The sequence below is a fragment of the Streptomyces sp. NPDC127092 genome (genome assembly GCF_042722475.1).
Classification (GTDB): Bacteria; Actinomycetota; Actinomycetes; order Streptomycetales; family Streptomycetaceae; genus Streptomyces.
The window spans coordinates 60,946-75,136 of the sequence record NZ_JBHXFE010000042.1; the positions used below are offsets into that span (position 1 = coordinate 60,946).

Here is a 14,191-nt window from a genome sequence, read left to right on the forward strand (position 1 = left end):
CCGTCTCGCATCCTCTTGATCTCCGTGCACGGGCTCTCGCACCAAACGGCCCGCCCTGCCGTCCGCCTCGCCCCGGAGAACGGTTCCAAGCGTCCCGACCACCTGCTCACCGTCTTCCACGACCACGACATCGAAGCCACCGGACGAATACACGACGACACCCGGGACGGGCATCGACCCGTCCGAGCCGCCGACCATCGCAGTCTTCAAGGACGGCGACATGGTCGGCTACGTTCCCCGCCGGCGCATCGACAACCGCACCACCCAAGCCGTGGCCGCAAGCCTGCAGGCCGACTTCGACGAAAACACCCCGTAGCCATCCCCTCACGGCCCGGCCCTGGAGCCCCACGGCCACCCCGGGGCGGGGCCGGGCCGGCGAGGCGACCGTCACCCCCTATCGATCGACCATGCCCCACAGGAGCTGGAATGTCGCAGACGCAGGACACCGCAGCGCTCGAACCCGACCCGAAGCTGAGTCTCGCCGAGATCTGGGCGCCGATCTCCGGGAACAAGAACAGGATCCTCCAGGAGGACTACGGCTTCTTCCCCAAGGCGGTCATCGCCCTGGACGAGGAGGAGCAGGAGGCCGGCGACAGGATCGGCCTGTACTGGGGTGAGGGCGCCACCGTCCCGGCAGTCGAGTACGAGCTGACCGTGAGCGACTTCAACCGGCTGGAGGCCGGGTTCGACGTGCCGTGGCCCTCCATCGAGGCCGCGGGAAAGGGCGACATCCCCGTCTGGTACACGATCACTCCCGATGACCCGGACGCCACCGTACGGAAGTCCACCAGGGCCTGCGTCACCGTCGAGACCGTCACCGCCGCCGTCGAAACCGACGAGGAAGAGGAGAGCGACGAGGGCGACGGCTGACCGCCCCGCCCGGGCCGGCGACACCCCCGACGGCGCGGGCCGGTCCTGTGGCAGGCCGGGCTGGGCGAGGTGACGCCGGTTCAGCAACGCAGCCCCGGCCGGGTGGCGCGGTCGGCGCCCGCCGGAGGCACGAGGACCAGTAGGAGATCCCGCTCCCGGCAGGGCAGAACCGTGGAAGGGCGTCGGCCCGGAGGCGTTTCGACCGAAACGCCTCCGGGCTGACGCTCCGGCCTCTTCAACTGAAACGCGGGGAGCTTACCCGGACCGGTGGCTACAGGACGGCGACGGTGAACGGGACGTCGACAGGGTTGTTGTTGCTGTCGGTGGTCACGATGGTGATGGTGTCGGCCTCGTTGCCGCAGTAGCTGTGCGGCTGGACAATGGCGGTGATCATGGCGCGGCGGTTGTTGACCGTGGCGAGCACGGCGGCGTTGGGCAGGTCGATGGTGGGGTCGGACACCTTCACGCAGTAGGTGCCGCTCGGCAGGCTGGAACTGCGCGCCGAAGAGGAGACGTTCTTGGCGGCCAGCAGCGTCCTGTCCTGGCCGACCTTGGCCGCAGCCCGGGCATAGGGGGCATTGAGAGCGACGGGGTCCGCCGCAGCGGCACCGGCCAGAACCGGAACGGACACCACCGCGGCGAGAAGAGCGGTCACGATGCGGCTACGCATGAGGAATTCCTTCCAGGACGCGCCCGCCACCGGACGATCGGGCAGCTCGTGGCAGAGAGGGGAGGAACGCGTCCACGGCAATGATCGCGAGCCGATGACGCGAGGAACCGATTTCTCCGGACGAAGATCACTCTCACGAGGTAGCAGGTGCCGCGATCGGCGGTCGCAACCTTGCGGACACCGAGCGGGAAGAGGACATCGCCGCACAGCCCGGTTGCTCGGGCGAGGCCGCTGCGCGTTCCAGCAGGGGCCGGGTGCGGTCCTCAGCGGGGCGGGAAACCTCACGCACGCGGACCGCAGTCGCGTCCGGTCCTGCGGACGTGGCGGCGGCAACTTACTGAGCGTTTCGGCGCTGGGTCTCGGGCTCGTGTACCGCGCCAGGTCGGGGTGGTTTCGCCGGTGAGCCGGCGAAACATGAGGTGGATCAACGCGAACCGGACCAAGGCTTCGGAGCGGGCCGGAAAGGCTTCGTAGTCGCGCGCGAGACGGCGGTGGTTCATGAGCCAGCCGGTTGGGTCGGCCGCGCGGCGACGTGACTGCCCGTGCCAGGTCCTTTTCCGTGGCGAACCTGGTCTACAAGCGGGTCTCGACCGACCAGCAGTCCACCGCCCGGCAGAACCTCGTCCTGGCCGTGGCGGGATCGAGGACCCGATCGTCTTCGAGGAGGACCCGGGCACCTCCAGCCGCCTCCACCCCGTCCAACGCCCGAAGTTCCGCGAGCTGATCACCTACGCGCGGCCGGGGCTACACGCTGCGCGTCAGCGTCGTCCCCGCCGTACACCGCCAGCTCCTCGCCCGCTGCCAGCCGCTCGACGGCGGCCAGGACCTCCCCGCTGTCCCGGCCCAGTGCAAGGCCCACCGCGAGTACGAGAGGCGGGTCAACACGCTCGCACCGACCGAACCATGATCGTTCTCGCCGGGATCTCCTGTACCTCAACTACTCACGCCCGGTTCTCAGCGAAAACCGCTGTGCCGATGCTCCCCGAGGTCGTACTGCCCAGCTCTGAGACAGTTGCCAGTGCCCCATTCAGGTGAGCGGGCAGTGACGTAGTTGTGTTGGAGGAGTTGGGAGTAGAGATCGTGATCTCTCGACCCACCGCACCTCAGGAGCGCTCTCACCATGCGACGCCTTCTCACCGCAGCCGCAGCAGTCGCCGCTGTCGCGGCCACCGCCCTACCCGCGCCTGCAGCTCAAGCACACGTCTCCCACCGCGCGAGCGGGAGCGTGACCTTCTGGTCGGAGCCGAACCAGCAGGGTAGTGCGTGGACGTACACGCCTCCTGGCTACTACGAGACCGGGTCGCCGGTTCAGCGCCACGCGTACTCGTTCGAGTCAAACGCGGACGTCAGCGTGTACGCCATCAGCTACCAGGGCAACGGTAGCTGCCTCTACCGGCAGATTCATCCAGGCGACTGGGACAACAACTGGACCAGCTGGGCCACCAAGTTCGACGGGGTGAGTGACACCACCATGGACTGCGAGCCGGCCTGACCGTCCGCGGCCCGCGTCCAGCACAACCCGTTCCGGGCGGCCCCATATGCGGCACCCCGCCTGGCGAGAGCGACGGGCTTCCTTCCGGCGAATCGCATATCCCTAGGATGCTGCGATCCGCCGGGAAGAAGCGGGTGGTCCGACCTCGATGGCACCGCCATCGGTCCAACTTCGGTGACACTCGGTCCAGGCGTAGGTGGTGTTGCCGCCGAGAGAGGCCCCGATGGTCTTGTAGTTGGTGCCGGGCAGCTTGACCCCCAGCGGCGAAGTGGATCACTGCGCCAGAGGTCCATGGTCGTTCTCACCAGCTAACCACGGTTCATTGATCCCCGAGGCCGATGTCATGGCTTCGGACGAAAGATACTCCGCCCAGCCCCGGAGAACCCGCAGAGTGGGCGTGATCATTCCGCTCGCCGTCGGTCAGACTGGCCGTCGACACGCCCCGCTGCGGATGGAGGCCTCATGCCGGACACGATCAGGGCCGCCGTACCAACCCCTCCTGACACTTCACCAGTTCCCGTGTCAGATAAGGGCACAAGCCCAGAACATGCCTCGGCCGCCACGGGCCTGGGTGCGGAGATCGGTCGCTGCCTGGACCGGGCGGTAGCCGCCGCACTCGACACACAGGGAGGCGACGGGGCGTGGACACAGCCCGCCGAACCCCGGGTCCTTGAGACCGCGCTATGCTGCTTCGCCCTCGCGCAGACCGGGCAGGCGAGCAGCGCCGTGGACAAGGCCCGCCACTGGCTGACCGAGGCGCCACAGCGCCCGGTCCAGGGGCACGAGGCGTTCACGGCCGCCGCCGACCGGTGGCTGAGAGCACTGGCCCTGGATCTGCCGGGACCGCAGACGATCCCGGCCCTGCCGTCGGGCGGTGCCGCGCACCACGGACGGCGCGCACTGCTGCTGCACACGCTCGCGCTCGCCTCCGGGGCCCCGGGAGCGGAGGCTGCCGGCCTCCTCGCCCAGTACCGGGCCGCCCTTGGCCCCGACCGGGGCCGGGGGCTCAAGGGCTGGCAGCGTTGCCTGCACCTGGCCGGCGAGATCATCGCCGTCCGTGCACTGGGATGCTCGGTCCCGGATACGGTCGTCGCGGAGCTGGAGGCGGAGCAGTCCCCGGACGGCTCCTTCCATGCGATGCCGGCGATCACCGCAACCTGCCTGCTGGCACTGCACCGGGCCGGGCGCGGACGGGACAGCACCCGCCGCTGCCTGCAGAGCCTGCTGGCTGGCCGGCATCCGGACGGGACGTGGCGCTTCACCGCCTTCGACGTGTGGGACACCGGGCTGATGGTCCGGTGCCTGAGCGGCCACCCGGACTTCGACCGCACCGCGCTCACCCCGGCCCTGGACTTCCTCGCCCGGGCGCAGTCCCCGGACGGCGGCTGGGCGAGCGCGAGGGGCATCGCCTCCGACAACGACACCACCGGCAACACGCTCCTTGCCCTGCGCGGCACCGCCCAGGGGAAGCAGGTGTGGCCGGCCGCCGCCCGGTACGCGGCTTCGCGCCAACGGGAGGACGGCCTGTGGACGACGTGGCAGTCCAGCGACGACGAGCCCGCCGAGGACGTGGTGGCCCACCTGGTCGCGGGCCTCCACACCCACGACACCGACGGCGCGATCGACACCGGCCGCGCGGTGCGCTGGCTGATCGCACAGCACCGCACGCACGGCCGCTTCCAGGCGCACTGGTACACCTTCCCCGGCTACCCGGTGGCGGAGATCGCCCCCCTCGTCGGCTGGCACACCCCCGAAGTCGCCCAGGACGCCCGCGAGCTGGCGGCCACCCAGCGGCCGGACGGCGGCTGGCCGCGCCTGGCGGACGACCCGCACTCCAGCCCGGCCGCCACCGCCCTGGCCCTCACCGTCCTGATCCGCTCGCACAGCGGCCGCCCCGAGGCCGTCGACCGGGCGGCCCGCTACCTGATCGACCACCAGGACCGCGGTGGCACCTGGCAGGAGCCGGGACCGTTCATGTACGGGCCCCGACCGTTCCTCGCCGAAATCGGCCCGCAGGCCCACGCCTTCACCTGCCGCGGCCTCGCCGACCTCCTACGCCGCTGAACGCTGATCCGTCCGTCGCCCCATCGCCCCGCCCGGGGACATGCCGGTCGTCAGGTGCCGTTGGAAACAGGCGCGCTGTCCTGGTAGCGGCCGGATTCGGCGAACCAGGCCAGCTGGGTGCCGGGCATGGCGCAGATGATGTCGGCGATGCGCGCGACCGAACCGCGCAGCGCGGCGGGCAGTGCCGCGATGGGCCGGACGAGTTCGGCACGGATGGCGGTGAGCCGCAGGTAGCGGGCCCGGATGTGACCGCAGACCTGGTCCAGGGCCGTGGCGGTGTCGCAGCCGGTGGCGTGCTGCAGGACGATGACGTAGTTGGTGACCTCGCCCGCGGCGATTTCGCGCTTCAAAGACAGGACGTCGTTGCACCAGGCGGTGACGTCGTTGGACGCCTCACACATCTCCCGCCACAGCGCGCCGTCGGCGAGCGCGGCCGGCACCTCGGTGCGCAGGGCGGCTTCGACCAGGTTCCACATGAACATCCCGTTCGCGTCCCGCCGCAGCGCCGGGTACCGCTCGCGCGTCGGTACCGTCGCACGCTCGCGGTGGGTGACCTGGGTGAGGAAAGCGTCGCGGTGGCACAGGAACTGGGCACGGAACCGCAGCCGCCAGGCGCCGGACAGCCCGTCGGCGGTGCGGGGCCACAGATCGGCCATCGCCGCGACGGCGGGAGCGGGCCGGGCGGCGGGGGGATCACCGTCGATGACCGACGTCATTGCCTGGTAGACGGCGCGTACATGATCGGGCGACCGCCCCATAGGGCCCTCGTCCTGCTGGTCGTCGAGATGGAACAGCAGCACCACCCATCGGGCGAACAGTTCCACAGCCTCGGCCGGTGCGTCGGAAAAGAACCGGGAGCTGATCAGGTGGAACCCGGCCGAACGCAGGCGGGCCTCTTCCGAGGGGCCGTCGGTCAGCCCGACGCCGGCTGCCCACACGCCCAGGCGCTCGCCGATGCGGTTAACGTCCGGGTGGATGCGCCGCAGGACCGGGATGCCGAAGTCGACCGGGAGGGCCTGCGGTGTCATCAAGGCTCCGTAGAGAGTGGGCAGGGGCCGGTCCAACGCCGGAGGTCAATAATTATCGCGCGGCACCGGCACCCCCGAGGGGGAATCGGATCAGCTCGCCGAAGCCGGTGATCTTGGTCAGTCGGCACCCTCACACCGTTTTAGCGCGTCAAAAGCTCCGTCGCGGTCCTGCACGCTCGCGCTGGTGACCATGACGACCAGGAGCAGGCCGATCGTGTCCACGATCACGTGGCGCTCGCGGCCCACCTCCTTCTTCCCCGTGTCGTACCCGCGGCTGCCGGCGCCGACCGTTTCCGCGGCGCGTACCGACTGCGAGTCGATGATCGCGGCGGTCGGGGGTCGGCGTCCCGGCCCTCTGACCGGCGGACCTCGTCGCGCCTTCGTTGTGGACGGCGTCGACGCTCCTGTCCTCCCACCACCGGGTGAAGACCGTGTGCACCGTGCGCCAGTGCGGGAAGTCGTCCGGCAGGTTGCGCCACGTGTTGCCATTGTCCGCGACGTAGAGGATCGCGTCCACGACGAGCTTGTGCACGGTTAGCGGTGAGACGTCGAGCTCTGGATCGTCGATCATGGCTGTGTGGTGGGGAACGGGACGCGCACGGCGATCATCAGCGACCGGAGGATCACGGGCCTGTCTGCTGCCGTGATCGCTGAACTGATAGCCGAGATAGGACCGTTGTGGCATGAACGGCACCAGGCCAGGCTTGCATCCCGGATGCGATAGCGTGCCGTGGGCGCCGGCGCGAGGCACCGCATGGTCTTTGTCGACCGGCTCCTGGCCACGCTCGTGCACCTTCGCCATGGGGTCACTCATGACGTGCTGGCCTGCTGGTTCGGCGTGGATCGCTCGACTGTTACCCGGGCCATCGGCGAGGTGCGGCCTCTGCTCGCGGAACGCGGGTGCACCATCAGCCCCGACGTGCGGCTGCGAACCCTTGCCGAGGTTGTGGACCATCTCGGCGCGACCGGGAAGACCGGCATCATCGACGGCACCGAGATCCGTGTCCGCCGCCCGGCCGTCGGCCGCAAGGACCGGGACAGGTTCATCTCCGGGAAGAACAAGCAGAACGCCGTGAAGGCCATGGTCTTCACCGACGGGGACGGGCGACTGCTGTTCTGCAGCCCGACCAAACCCGGAAGCTGCGCGGACATCACTCACGCCCGCGAGTTAGGGCTGGTCAAGCTCCTGGCCGACGGTCCAGCAGTCGAGATCCTTGCCGACGCCGGCTACCAAGGACTCGGTGCCCAGACCGGCGGACGTGTCGTCACGCCACAGCACCGGAAGTTCAAGAAGAATGCCCCGGACTGGTACGAGGAGATGTACGAGCGACAGCGCAAGGCGCACTCACGCCGTATCCGGGTCGAGCACGGCATCGCCCACCTGAAGAACTGGCGAGCCCTGGCCCGGCACCTCGGCCGCCGCGAGCACATGAGCGACACCATCCAGGCAGTGGCCGGCCTGCTGTCGCACCAGCAGACCGTGGACCTGAGCGCGACACGACAGGGGTGAGCGCAGACCCACGCCGAGGTTCTCGACGTCTCACCGCTAACCGTGCACGAGCTCGTTAGCCGGCGGCAGTACTCCTCCGGCCACCCGCCATTGCCGTCCAGCCAGGCCGGCCACGGCAGCATCACCGCGATGACGAGTCACTCCGCGTCCGTGGTGTCCGAGGTGTGGCGGCGGGGCCGGGCCGGATGACGGTGGCCGTGGCCGAAATGGCAGGCCAGGCACGGGCAGTGGGCTTGCCCGTTCGGGGAGGCAGCGGGGGCGGCAGGGGCGTACAGCGGCATGACAGGACTTCTTGGCACGGCTGGGCTTCGACACCACAGTTGCTACCAGGAGGCCCTGGCCATGCACGTCACTTCTTCGATTCCCACCCGTCCACGACGATCAGTTTGGTCACGGGCTCTCAGGACACCGGGTGATCCCCGGCATCGCCGACTTCGCCCGCAGCGGTCGTCCGGCCCCGGCAACCACGGACGACGCCCACACGTGGGTCAACGGCTTCTGCTGGCCTCCCTGCGGGTGGAGGTGGACGCGCGTTCTCTGGATCGGCCCGGCAACCATCGCCGACGCCCAGGCGCCGATGTGCGCCTGCGGTCCGTGCGTCAACACGCTCCACGAGCTGGTCTGGGAGCCCCTCCTCCATGGCGACGCGGTGGCTAGGGCTCCGTCGTAGGACGAGCCCCAGCCACAGAACCACCCGCTCCGCGGCGAACAGGCAGACACCGTGGCCCAGGCCGGCTCCTGCGCCGCCGTTGGCCACAGGAGAGACGGCAGAGCCCCGGGCCGCGCTTCCGCGCGGGTCCGGGGCTCCGGTGTCGGTGTCGGTCAGCGTTCGAGGAGGGCGATGCGGATGGCTCGCTCGACGTGGTTCGCGACGTTCTGGTGGCCCGCCGCGTTGGGGTGGACCAGGGTGGCGCGCTTGCCGACGACGCCACAGTTCAGCTTGCCGATGGCGGCGGGCCAGTAGTCCCCGGCGTCGCCGCAGAGGCCCTCGACCCACTTCTCGTCGGCGGGCTGGCAGGCGTCGTGGCCGACGCTGGAGGAGTAGATGTCGACGTACTGGTCGCCGAAGAAGCTGGAGACGCGCTGGATCATGCTGTTCAGCTGCTTCAGTACGTCGTCGCGGAGCCAGTCGACGTCGGCGTGCTTGATGAGGCTGAGTTCGGTGAGGGCGAGGCGGTTGCAGTCGCTGCTGTCGTCCGGCAGGACGGCCGGGTAGCCGACGGTGATCACCTTGGCGTTGGGTGCGGCGGTGTGGACCTCGGCCAGCATCCGGATGTACTCGTCCTGGACGCGGGCGAGCTTCTGTTCGATGCTCTCCTCGCCCTCCGGGGGGTTGGTGTAGTGCTCGCGGCAGGAGCCGGTGACCTTGGCGCCCTCTTCGAGACACTTGAGGAGCATGCCGCCGAAGGGCAGGCTGTTGCCGCCGACGCCGATGGTGACGACGTCGGTCTGGTCGTTCAGACCGGCCCGCTTGATCTGGGTGTCCACCGCCGGCCAGCCGGCCTCGGGCGCCTCGACCGGGCTGATCGGCTTCTGCTTGGTGGTGGCGATGTCCGTGATGACGGCGGCGCCGCAGCTGACGTTGGTCAGGTGGACGGGCTTGGCCGGCGGGAACTCGTCCAGCTCCGTCTGGACCAGGCTGGGGTAGGCGCCGCTGGTGCGGTCGCAGCCGTCTCGGGACGCGTCGCCCAGCGCGGGCAGCGGGTCGCCAACGAAGACGCCGGCGGTGTACGAGTCGCCCAGCGCGGCCCATTCGTACTGGTCGGCCGCACCGGCCGAACCGGCGGGCAGGAGGGCGGACGCGGCCAGCGCGAGCCCCACGGTCAGGGCGCGCAGGCGCGGGCGGGAGGCAGGGTGTCGCATGGATGCTCCAGGATCGGCAAGAGACGCCCGGGGACGGAATGCGACCCGGGCGGAGGCAACGCCCAAGATCATCCAGGCTGCGGAGGGATTCGTTCCGCAAATCGTGCCGATCACCCACGATCGAGCTAAATGATCAGATCTTTCACGTTGCCGTGGCCGCCGGGCCGTCGCGCCGTGCGGTGCGGTGCGGTGCGGTGCCGAACGACGGGACGGGGGAGACCGGATACGGGAGACAGGACGACAGCGGATGTCAGAGGGCCGGGCCGACCCGACCGCCGCGATCATCCACTCACAGTCGGTGCGCCCCGCGGAAACGGCCGGCGCCGGCAGCCGCGGGTACGACGCGGGCAAGAAAGGTGACGGGCCACGAGCGCCACGTGATCGTGGACACGATCGGCCTGCTCCCGGTCGTCATGGTCACCGGGGCCAGCGTGCAGGACCGCGACCGAGCCCGCCTCACACTGGCGCACCTGCCTCGGTGGCGCCAGCGGCGCGGAGTTCGACCAGCAGCCGCAACACCGTCCTCGGCAGCCGCGGGTCGCCGGCGGTGAGCCAGTCGTGGTGCTCCTTCAGGTACGCAAGGGTGGAGCGGCCGGTGCGCGGCACCACCGCGCTTACCACCACCTGTTCGTCGAGCAACGGGATCGCAGCGCTGACGAGTTGCAGCACCTGGCCGCGGGCCTCGGTGCCGTTCACGTCTGGCCGGGGCGGCGGATCGTGGTCCTGCGGGCCATCGGCGCCGGTGCAGCCGGTTCCGCCCCGCCACCGGTGCCGCTCTTGCGGACCTGCTCGTCGACGACGACCACCTCGATCAGGTCCTGGACCCCGCAGCCCAGGATGTCGCACAGCGCGGCCAGGGTGTCCATCGACAGTCGCTGCGGCGGCTGGGTAACAGGGGAACACCTGCTCATGGGTACTCCAGGACCTCCACGATCCAGTCGAACTCCGGGACGGTCAGCAGCGTACGGCGCTTCGGCGGCCCGCCCCGGGATACTTTCCCGTATCGCACGAACAGCGCGCCCAGGCGCCCGTACTGCGGGGCCTTGGGGCTGCGCCGAAGGTCCGGAAGGTCCAGGCAGCATGTCTCCTGGCGCCGAAGCCCGAAGGCGTACACCGTCTTTGACGCGGCCGCGTCCCGCAGCCCGGCCAGAGCACCCTTGCGCCGGCGGGCCCGAATCTCCTCCACCCGTCCGTCCGCCGCATCGAACAGCGCCTGCGCCTCGTCGTAGGTCAGCGGGCAGCGTCGAGGGCTGCCCTCGTAGTCGCTGGTGTGGCTGACGGTGTTCCACTCGTGCAGGATCTGCGCCGGCACCGTCCCGAAAAGGTCCAGACACCGAGCCGGCCACCCGTACCGGCCATCGGTGGCATAGCCGCAGAACAGTCGCAGCGCGTCCTGGTAGCTCCGCCCGTCGACACAGCCAGACCCTGCTGCGCGATCGGAGGCTATCTATGAACGCCTCCGCCTCCAACAGCGTCCACTGCCACGGGTATTCGTTGGTGAACTCCGCGAACCGCCGAACCAGCCGCAGCTGCGGCGCGATCGTCTGCTCGACATCCAAAAGCCGGGCCCGTTGCTAAAGCGCCCAGCCCTCCAGCATCGCCTCGAAGGCGGCCGGATCCGGGTCGAGATAGGCGACCCCTGAGGCAGCACCAGATGGGCCGAGCCCGGCAGGTCCAGCACTCTGTTCACGTTGCATCTAACGCAACATCGTTGCATCGGTTACGCCTACCCGGCCTGGAACGCCAACCGGGGGACCGGCCTCAGCCGATCCCCCGTAAAGTCGCAGATCACGACCATGCGCAACACATGCCAGATGTTGCATCCGATGCAATACCGCTCGTTACTCCAGGTAGATGCCGGCGAAAACACCGTCGAAGCCGAGCGCAGCGAGACCCTCCTCGACGGTGGGGTAGGTCGTGCCGTGCGGGCTGGCGATCAGGGCGTCGAAGTCGGCGCGGCTGATCTCGGGGTCGATCCACTGATTGCTGCACCGGCAGCGGATCCAGACGCTGCGGCCGTGGCTAATGAGCAGCCAGTCGCGTCGGGCCTGGCAGGCCGAGCACATCACGGGGAGGCCACCGAGGGCGAGTCCGTGTGGGTGGCTGACGCAGCGTGTCGCGCTGGGGCCGTCGGCCGGCTGCGTCTCGTACTGGAGTTGCAGCAGGGGGTCGGTGCCGGTGGGAAGGACGGGCAGCGCGGGTGCCGGCTCCGTGGTGCGGTCGGTGGTTCTGAGCACGAGCGTCATCTCCCGGTCGAGGGCTTCCTGTTTTCATCCGTAACAGCCGGTGGAACCGACTGTCCATGCATTTCGTGGAGTCCGGTCGGTCGGTGGCCGGCCTTCCAGACGCGCTGGTCAGCGGCGCGGTGGTCGGCTGCGCGGGTCCGTGACGGCAGGGCGCGGTGCCGCCGTGAGTGCGTTCCGTTCGCAGGTGCGGTTGGCCGAGGTCTTGGTCGGGCGAGTACCGGCCTGCGGTCGACGGGGAGCTTCGCCCGGGTGGGCGGGGAGCTGGGCGATCCAGCGCAGGCGCCAGACCAGGACGTCGTTCACGTCCTCGGCGGTGTCGAGGTCGCGCACTTCGATGGCCTGCTGCAGGAGGGCCTCGGGGTCGTGGCCTGCCTGCTCGGCCTGGGCGAGGGTGGCGAGCAGGGCATCGGTATTCCTCGGCCTGCCATCTGCTCGTTCGCCCTGTTCCGGCAGCGCTGCGCGGAGGGTGGCCTCGTACGTCCGGCGTCGGGCCTCGGGGAGGGCACGGCCTTGGTCGTGTAGCACCCGCATCGGCGTGGCGGCGGCCTGACGGTAGGCGATGCGCAGATACTCGGCGGCCTGCCGAGAGGCATGGGCCTGCTGGGCGTGACCGCGGGCGGAGTGCCATCGGGCGGCGACGAGGGTGACCAGCACCAGGGTGGAGACGAGCATGGCGGTGGTGCCGCCGTCCTCGCCCCGGCCGAGCGCGCCGCCGGCCTGGACGATGCCCCGGGCGGCTGAACGGAGAGCCCGGGTGTCGGCGCGCTCTGCTCGGACGTGGCTGCGGGTCGCCCGCTCAAAGGCTCGGGCGGCGGCAGCCAGCTCGGCGCGGGTGGCGACCGGGGAGGTCTGGGCGACTGCGTCCAGGAGTTCTCCGACGCCGACGAGTTGAGCGGCGGCTTCGTCGTCGTCGCCGTCGAGGAGGACGGCGGCATGCTCGGCGATCCCGGTGGCGCTGCGTCGCTCTCGGGCGGGCGGGGACCAGTCCGGCCGGCCGTCCGCGGCCGAAGGCGTGGCCCGCTCGGTGGTTCCGTCGGCGAGGCGGAGGCGGATCTTCGGAAGGGACAGGTCGGGGGCCAGCTTGGAGCCGGGGTACCAGACCGGTTCACCGTGGCGGTTTCGGTCGCCGGGCAGGGCCACTTTGTAGCCGAGCGCGTCACCGGAGGGGGCGTGGCGCACCTTCACGCGCAGGCCCGTCTCGCGGAGCCGGGTGAAGAACTCGTTCTCGTCGCCCGCTCCCGCGACGGCCTGGCGGACGGCTTCGCGGAGCGTCTCGCGGGAGGTCTCGGGTCGGCCGGTGCGTTCGGCCTTGAACTTCTCGGCGCTGGTGGGGTTCTTCGCTGCGGTGCCGTCGCCGGCGTTGAGGCGGCGCAGGCCCATCTCCTCCTCGATGCGACGGCAGACGGCCTGGGCCTTGTTGAAGTCGTAGTTGAGGCGGGGATTGCGCAAATCGCCACGGACCAGGGTGGCGACGATGTGGATGTGGTCCTCTGCATGGCGGACGGCAATCCACCGGCAACCGTCGGGATCACCGTCCGGGGCGATGCCGGTGGCGTGGACGATGCGCTGGGCGACGGCGTTCCACTCCTCGTCGGAGAGCCGCCGGTCGCCGGGGGCGGTCCGGACCGAACAGTGCCACACGTGCTTGGTGGGCGCGCGGTCACCGGCCTGCTTGACCCTAAGGTCGAGGGCTGCGGTGAGGCGGGCGAGCGTGACTTGCGGGTCGGTGTCGCGGCCGGGGTCGGGGGCGAAGCCGTCCCAGGAGCCGACGAGGTGCGCGTCGGTGTGCTCCTCACGCCTGCCGGGGCCGTAGAGGTAGACGAGGAGTCCGTGGGTGCGGGAGCCGCGTCCGATGTCGGGAACCATCACAGCCGCCTGTTCACCAGGTCGTTCGCCGCGTCGTCTAGGCGGCCGAGGGACCGGGTCAGAACGCTCAGTGCGTGGTCGAGTTCGCCGGGGCGGGGCTGTCCGCCGGCGTTGTGGACGTACGCGATCTGGTTAATGTTGTTGCCGATCCGGGCCAGGGCGGTACGCAGGGCGGCGAGTTCGTCGATGGCCGCGTCGAGTCGTTCGTTGGTGTGCAAGGCGGTCGAACCGCGGGCGGCTGCGAGGCCGGCGGCGGCGAGGAATCGGGCGACGGTGACGCCGCGCTGCGCGGCTGCGGCGACGATCTCGGCTTTCTCGGTGTCGGAGAGGCGGGTTGTCGTCTTGCGGGTGCGCTCGCTCGGGTTGCGGCTTCGGCGGCGCGGCTTGCGGTCGGGGAAGGCGGGCGTGCTCGGGCTCGGCTGCTCGCGGTCGGCTGGGGCGTCTGCTTCTCCCCCGATGACCGGCGCCCCCTGGTGCCGGTTGCACAGCTTGTTTTCTAGCGCCCCCCCTCAGAAAACCACCCAGCTTCCCCCCCCCCCCCTGGGGGGGGGGAAGGGTTGCCGAAGGACCTAGGGCCAGCCC

At 70.2% G+C, this 14,191-nt stretch carries 14 protein-coding genes and 3 pseudogenes; 5 read left to right on the top strand and 12 right to left on the bottom strand.

Annotated features, from left to right (window positions below):
* Positions 1-15 precede the first annotated feature (15 nt).
* Positions 16-144, top strand: a pseudogene (locus ACFWJO_RS29185) (BrxA/BrxB family bacilliredoxin); the annotation flags it as partial.
* A gap of 282 nt (positions 145-426) precedes the next feature.
* Positions 427-870: a hypothetical protein gene (locus ACFWJO_RS29190; protein WP_386869898.1), complete on the top strand. Its 444-nt coding sequence runs from the start codon at positions 427-429 to the stop codon at positions 868-870.
* A 271-nt stretch (positions 871-1,141) separates the two neighbouring features.
* Here the strand turns inward: ACFWJO_RS29190 and ACFWJO_RS29195 are convergent, their stop codons facing one another.
* Together ACFWJO_RS29195 and ACFWJO_RS29200 are read right to left on the bottom strand one after the other, a co-directional pair.
* Entirely contained in the window at positions 1,142-1,540 is a 399-nt protein-coding gene (locus ACFWJO_RS29195; protein WP_386869863.1) for a hypothetical protein, read from the bottom strand.
* 371 nt (positions 1,541-1,911) lie between these two features.
* A pseudogene (locus ACFWJO_RS29200) lies at positions 1,912-2,052 on the bottom strand (IS5/IS1182 family transposase); the annotation flags it as partial.
* A gap of 608 nt (positions 2,053-2,660) precedes the next feature.
* Here ACFWJO_RS29200 and ACFWJO_RS29205 point away from each other — a divergent pair.
* The gene (locus tag ACFWJO_RS29205) at positions 2,661-3,032 is read left to right on the top strand and encodes a hypothetical protein (protein ID WP_386869865.1); all 372 of its coding nucleotides are present in this window, start codon (positions 2,661-2,663) and stop codon (positions 3,030-3,032) included.
* A 726-nt stretch (positions 3,033-3,758) separates the two neighbouring features.
* On the top strand, positions 3,759-5,096 hold the full coding sequence (locus tag ACFWJO_RS29210) for a prenyltransferase/squalene oxidase repeat-containing protein (RefSeq protein WP_386869866.1): 1,338 nt from the start codon (positions 3,759-3,761) through the stop codon (positions 5,094-5,096).
* A gap of 50 nt (positions 5,097-5,146) precedes the next feature.
* On the opposite strand, the gene ACFWJO_RS29215 is transcribed toward ACFWJO_RS29210, so the two are convergent.
* From ACFWJO_RS29215 to ACFWJO_RS29225, 3 genes and pseudogenes are all read right to left on the bottom strand, one after another.
* On the bottom strand, positions 5,147-6,124 hold the full coding sequence (locus ACFWJO_RS29215; protein WP_386869868.1) for a terpene synthase family protein: 978 nt from the start codon (positions 6,122-6,124) through the stop codon (positions 5,147-5,149).
* Positions 6,125-6,241: 117 nt separating this feature from the next.
* Positions 6,242-6,613, bottom strand: coding sequence for a transposase (locus ACFWJO_RS29220; RefSeq protein WP_386869894.1), 372 nt, complete (start codon positions 6,611-6,613; stop codon positions 6,242-6,244).
* Positions 6,570-6,938 (bottom strand): annotated as a pseudogene (locus tag ACFWJO_RS29225) (transposase); the annotation flags it as partial. The pseudogene ACFWJO_RS29225 and the gene ACFWJO_RS29220, both read right to left, overlap by 44 nt.
* On the opposite strand from ACFWJO_RS29225, the gene ACFWJO_RS29230 reads away from it, so the two are divergent.
* Positions 6,879-7,634 carry a transposase family protein gene (locus ACFWJO_RS29230; RefSeq protein ID WP_386869869.1) on the top strand — a complete coding sequence of 252 codons (756 nt, stop codon included), beginning with the start codon at positions 6,879-6,881 and terminating at the stop codon, positions 7,632-7,634. The pseudogene ACFWJO_RS29225 and the gene ACFWJO_RS29230 sit on opposite strands and share 60 nt — an antisense overlap.
* Before the next feature lie 822 nt (positions 7,635-8,456).
* Here ACFWJO_RS29230 and ACFWJO_RS29235 read toward each other — a convergent pair.
* From ACFWJO_RS29235 to ACFWJO_RS29265, 7 genes are all read right to left on the bottom strand, one after another.
* Complete coding sequence (locus ACFWJO_RS29235) at positions 8,457-9,497, bottom strand: SGNH/GDSL hydrolase family protein (RefSeq protein ID WP_386869871.1); 1,041 nt, start codon at positions 9,495-9,497, stop codon at positions 8,457-8,459.
* A gap of 456 nt (positions 9,498-9,953) precedes the next feature.
* Positions 9,954-10,193 (bottom strand): hypothetical protein, encoded by a 240-nt coding sequence (locus ACFWJO_RS29240; protein ID WP_386869873.1) that lies wholly within the window; start codon positions 10,191-10,193, stop codon positions 9,954-9,956.
* Entirely contained in the window at positions 10,190-10,408 is a 219-nt protein-coding gene (locus ACFWJO_RS29245) for a helix-turn-helix domain-containing protein (RefSeq protein WP_386869875.1), read from the bottom strand. The genes ACFWJO_RS29240 and ACFWJO_RS29245 overlap by 4 nt, the downstream gene beginning before the upstream one ends.
* Positions 10,405-10,809 (bottom strand): hypothetical protein, encoded by a 405-nt coding sequence (locus tag ACFWJO_RS29250; protein WP_386869877.1) that lies wholly within the window; start codon positions 10,807-10,809, stop codon positions 10,405-10,407. Before ACFWJO_RS29250 ends, ACFWJO_RS29245 begins: the two co-directional genes overlap by 4 nt.
* A gap of 529 nt (positions 10,810-11,338) precedes the next feature.
* A complete protein-coding gene (locus ACFWJO_RS29255) occupies positions 11,339-11,743 on the bottom strand; it encodes a hypothetical protein (RefSeq protein ID WP_386869878.1) in 405 nt (134 codons plus the stop codon).
* 108 nt (positions 11,744-11,851) lie between these two features.
* Complete coding sequence (locus tag ACFWJO_RS29260) at positions 11,852-13,609, bottom strand: relaxase/mobilization nuclease domain-containing protein (RefSeq protein ID WP_386869880.1); 1,758 nt, start codon at positions 13,607-13,609, stop codon at positions 11,852-11,854.
* Complete coding sequence (locus tag ACFWJO_RS29265; protein ID WP_386869896.1) at positions 13,609-14,097, bottom strand: plasmid mobilization protein; 489 nt, start codon at positions 14,095-14,097, stop codon at positions 13,609-13,611. Before ACFWJO_RS29265 ends, ACFWJO_RS29260 begins: the two co-directional genes overlap by 1 nt.
* Positions 14,098-14,191: the final 94 nt, after the last annotated feature.

Excerpts from the sequence above, each read along its gene's own strand:
- ACFWJO_RS29220 (WP_386869894.1), bottom strand. The coding sequence starts at position 6,613 with ATGGCAACACGTGGCGCAACCTGCCGGACGACTTCCCGCACTGGCGCA.
- ACFWJO_RS29215 (WP_386869868.1), bottom strand. The coding sequence starts at position 6,124 with ATGACACCGCAGGCCCTCCCGGTCGACTTCGGCATCCCGGTCCTGCGG.
- ACFWJO_RS29230 (WP_386869869.1), top strand. The coding sequence starts at position 6,879 with ATGGTCTTTGTCGACCGGCTCCTGGCCACGCTCGTGCACCTTCGCCAT.
- ACFWJO_RS29235 (WP_386869871.1), bottom strand. The coding sequence starts at position 9,497 with ATGCGACACCCTGCCTCCCGCCCGCGCCTGCGCGCCCTGACCGTGGGG.
- ACFWJO_RS29245 (WP_386869875.1), bottom strand. The coding sequence starts at position 10,408 with ATGAGCAGGTGTTCCCCTGTTACCCAGCCGCCGCAGCGACTGTCGATG.
- ACFWJO_RS29205 (WP_386869865.1), top strand. The coding sequence starts at position 2,661 with ATGCGACGCCTTCTCACCGCAGCCGCAGCAGTCGCCGCTGTCGCGGCC.
- ACFWJO_RS29190 (WP_386869898.1), top strand. The coding sequence starts at position 427 with ATGTCGCAGACGCAGGACACCGCAGCGCTCGAACCCGACCCGAAGCTG.
- ACFWJO_RS29260 (WP_386869880.1), bottom strand. The coding sequence starts at position 13,609 with ATGGTTCCCGACATCGGACGCGGCTCCCGCACCCACGGACTCCTCGTC.
- ACFWJO_RS29195 (WP_386869863.1), bottom strand. The coding sequence starts at position 1,540 with ATGCGTAGCCGCATCGTGACCGCTCTTCTCGCCGCGGTGGTGTCCGTT.
- ACFWJO_RS29255 (WP_386869878.1), bottom strand. The coding sequence starts at position 11,743 with ATGACGCTCGTGCTCAGAACCACCGACCGCACCACGGAGCCGGCACCC.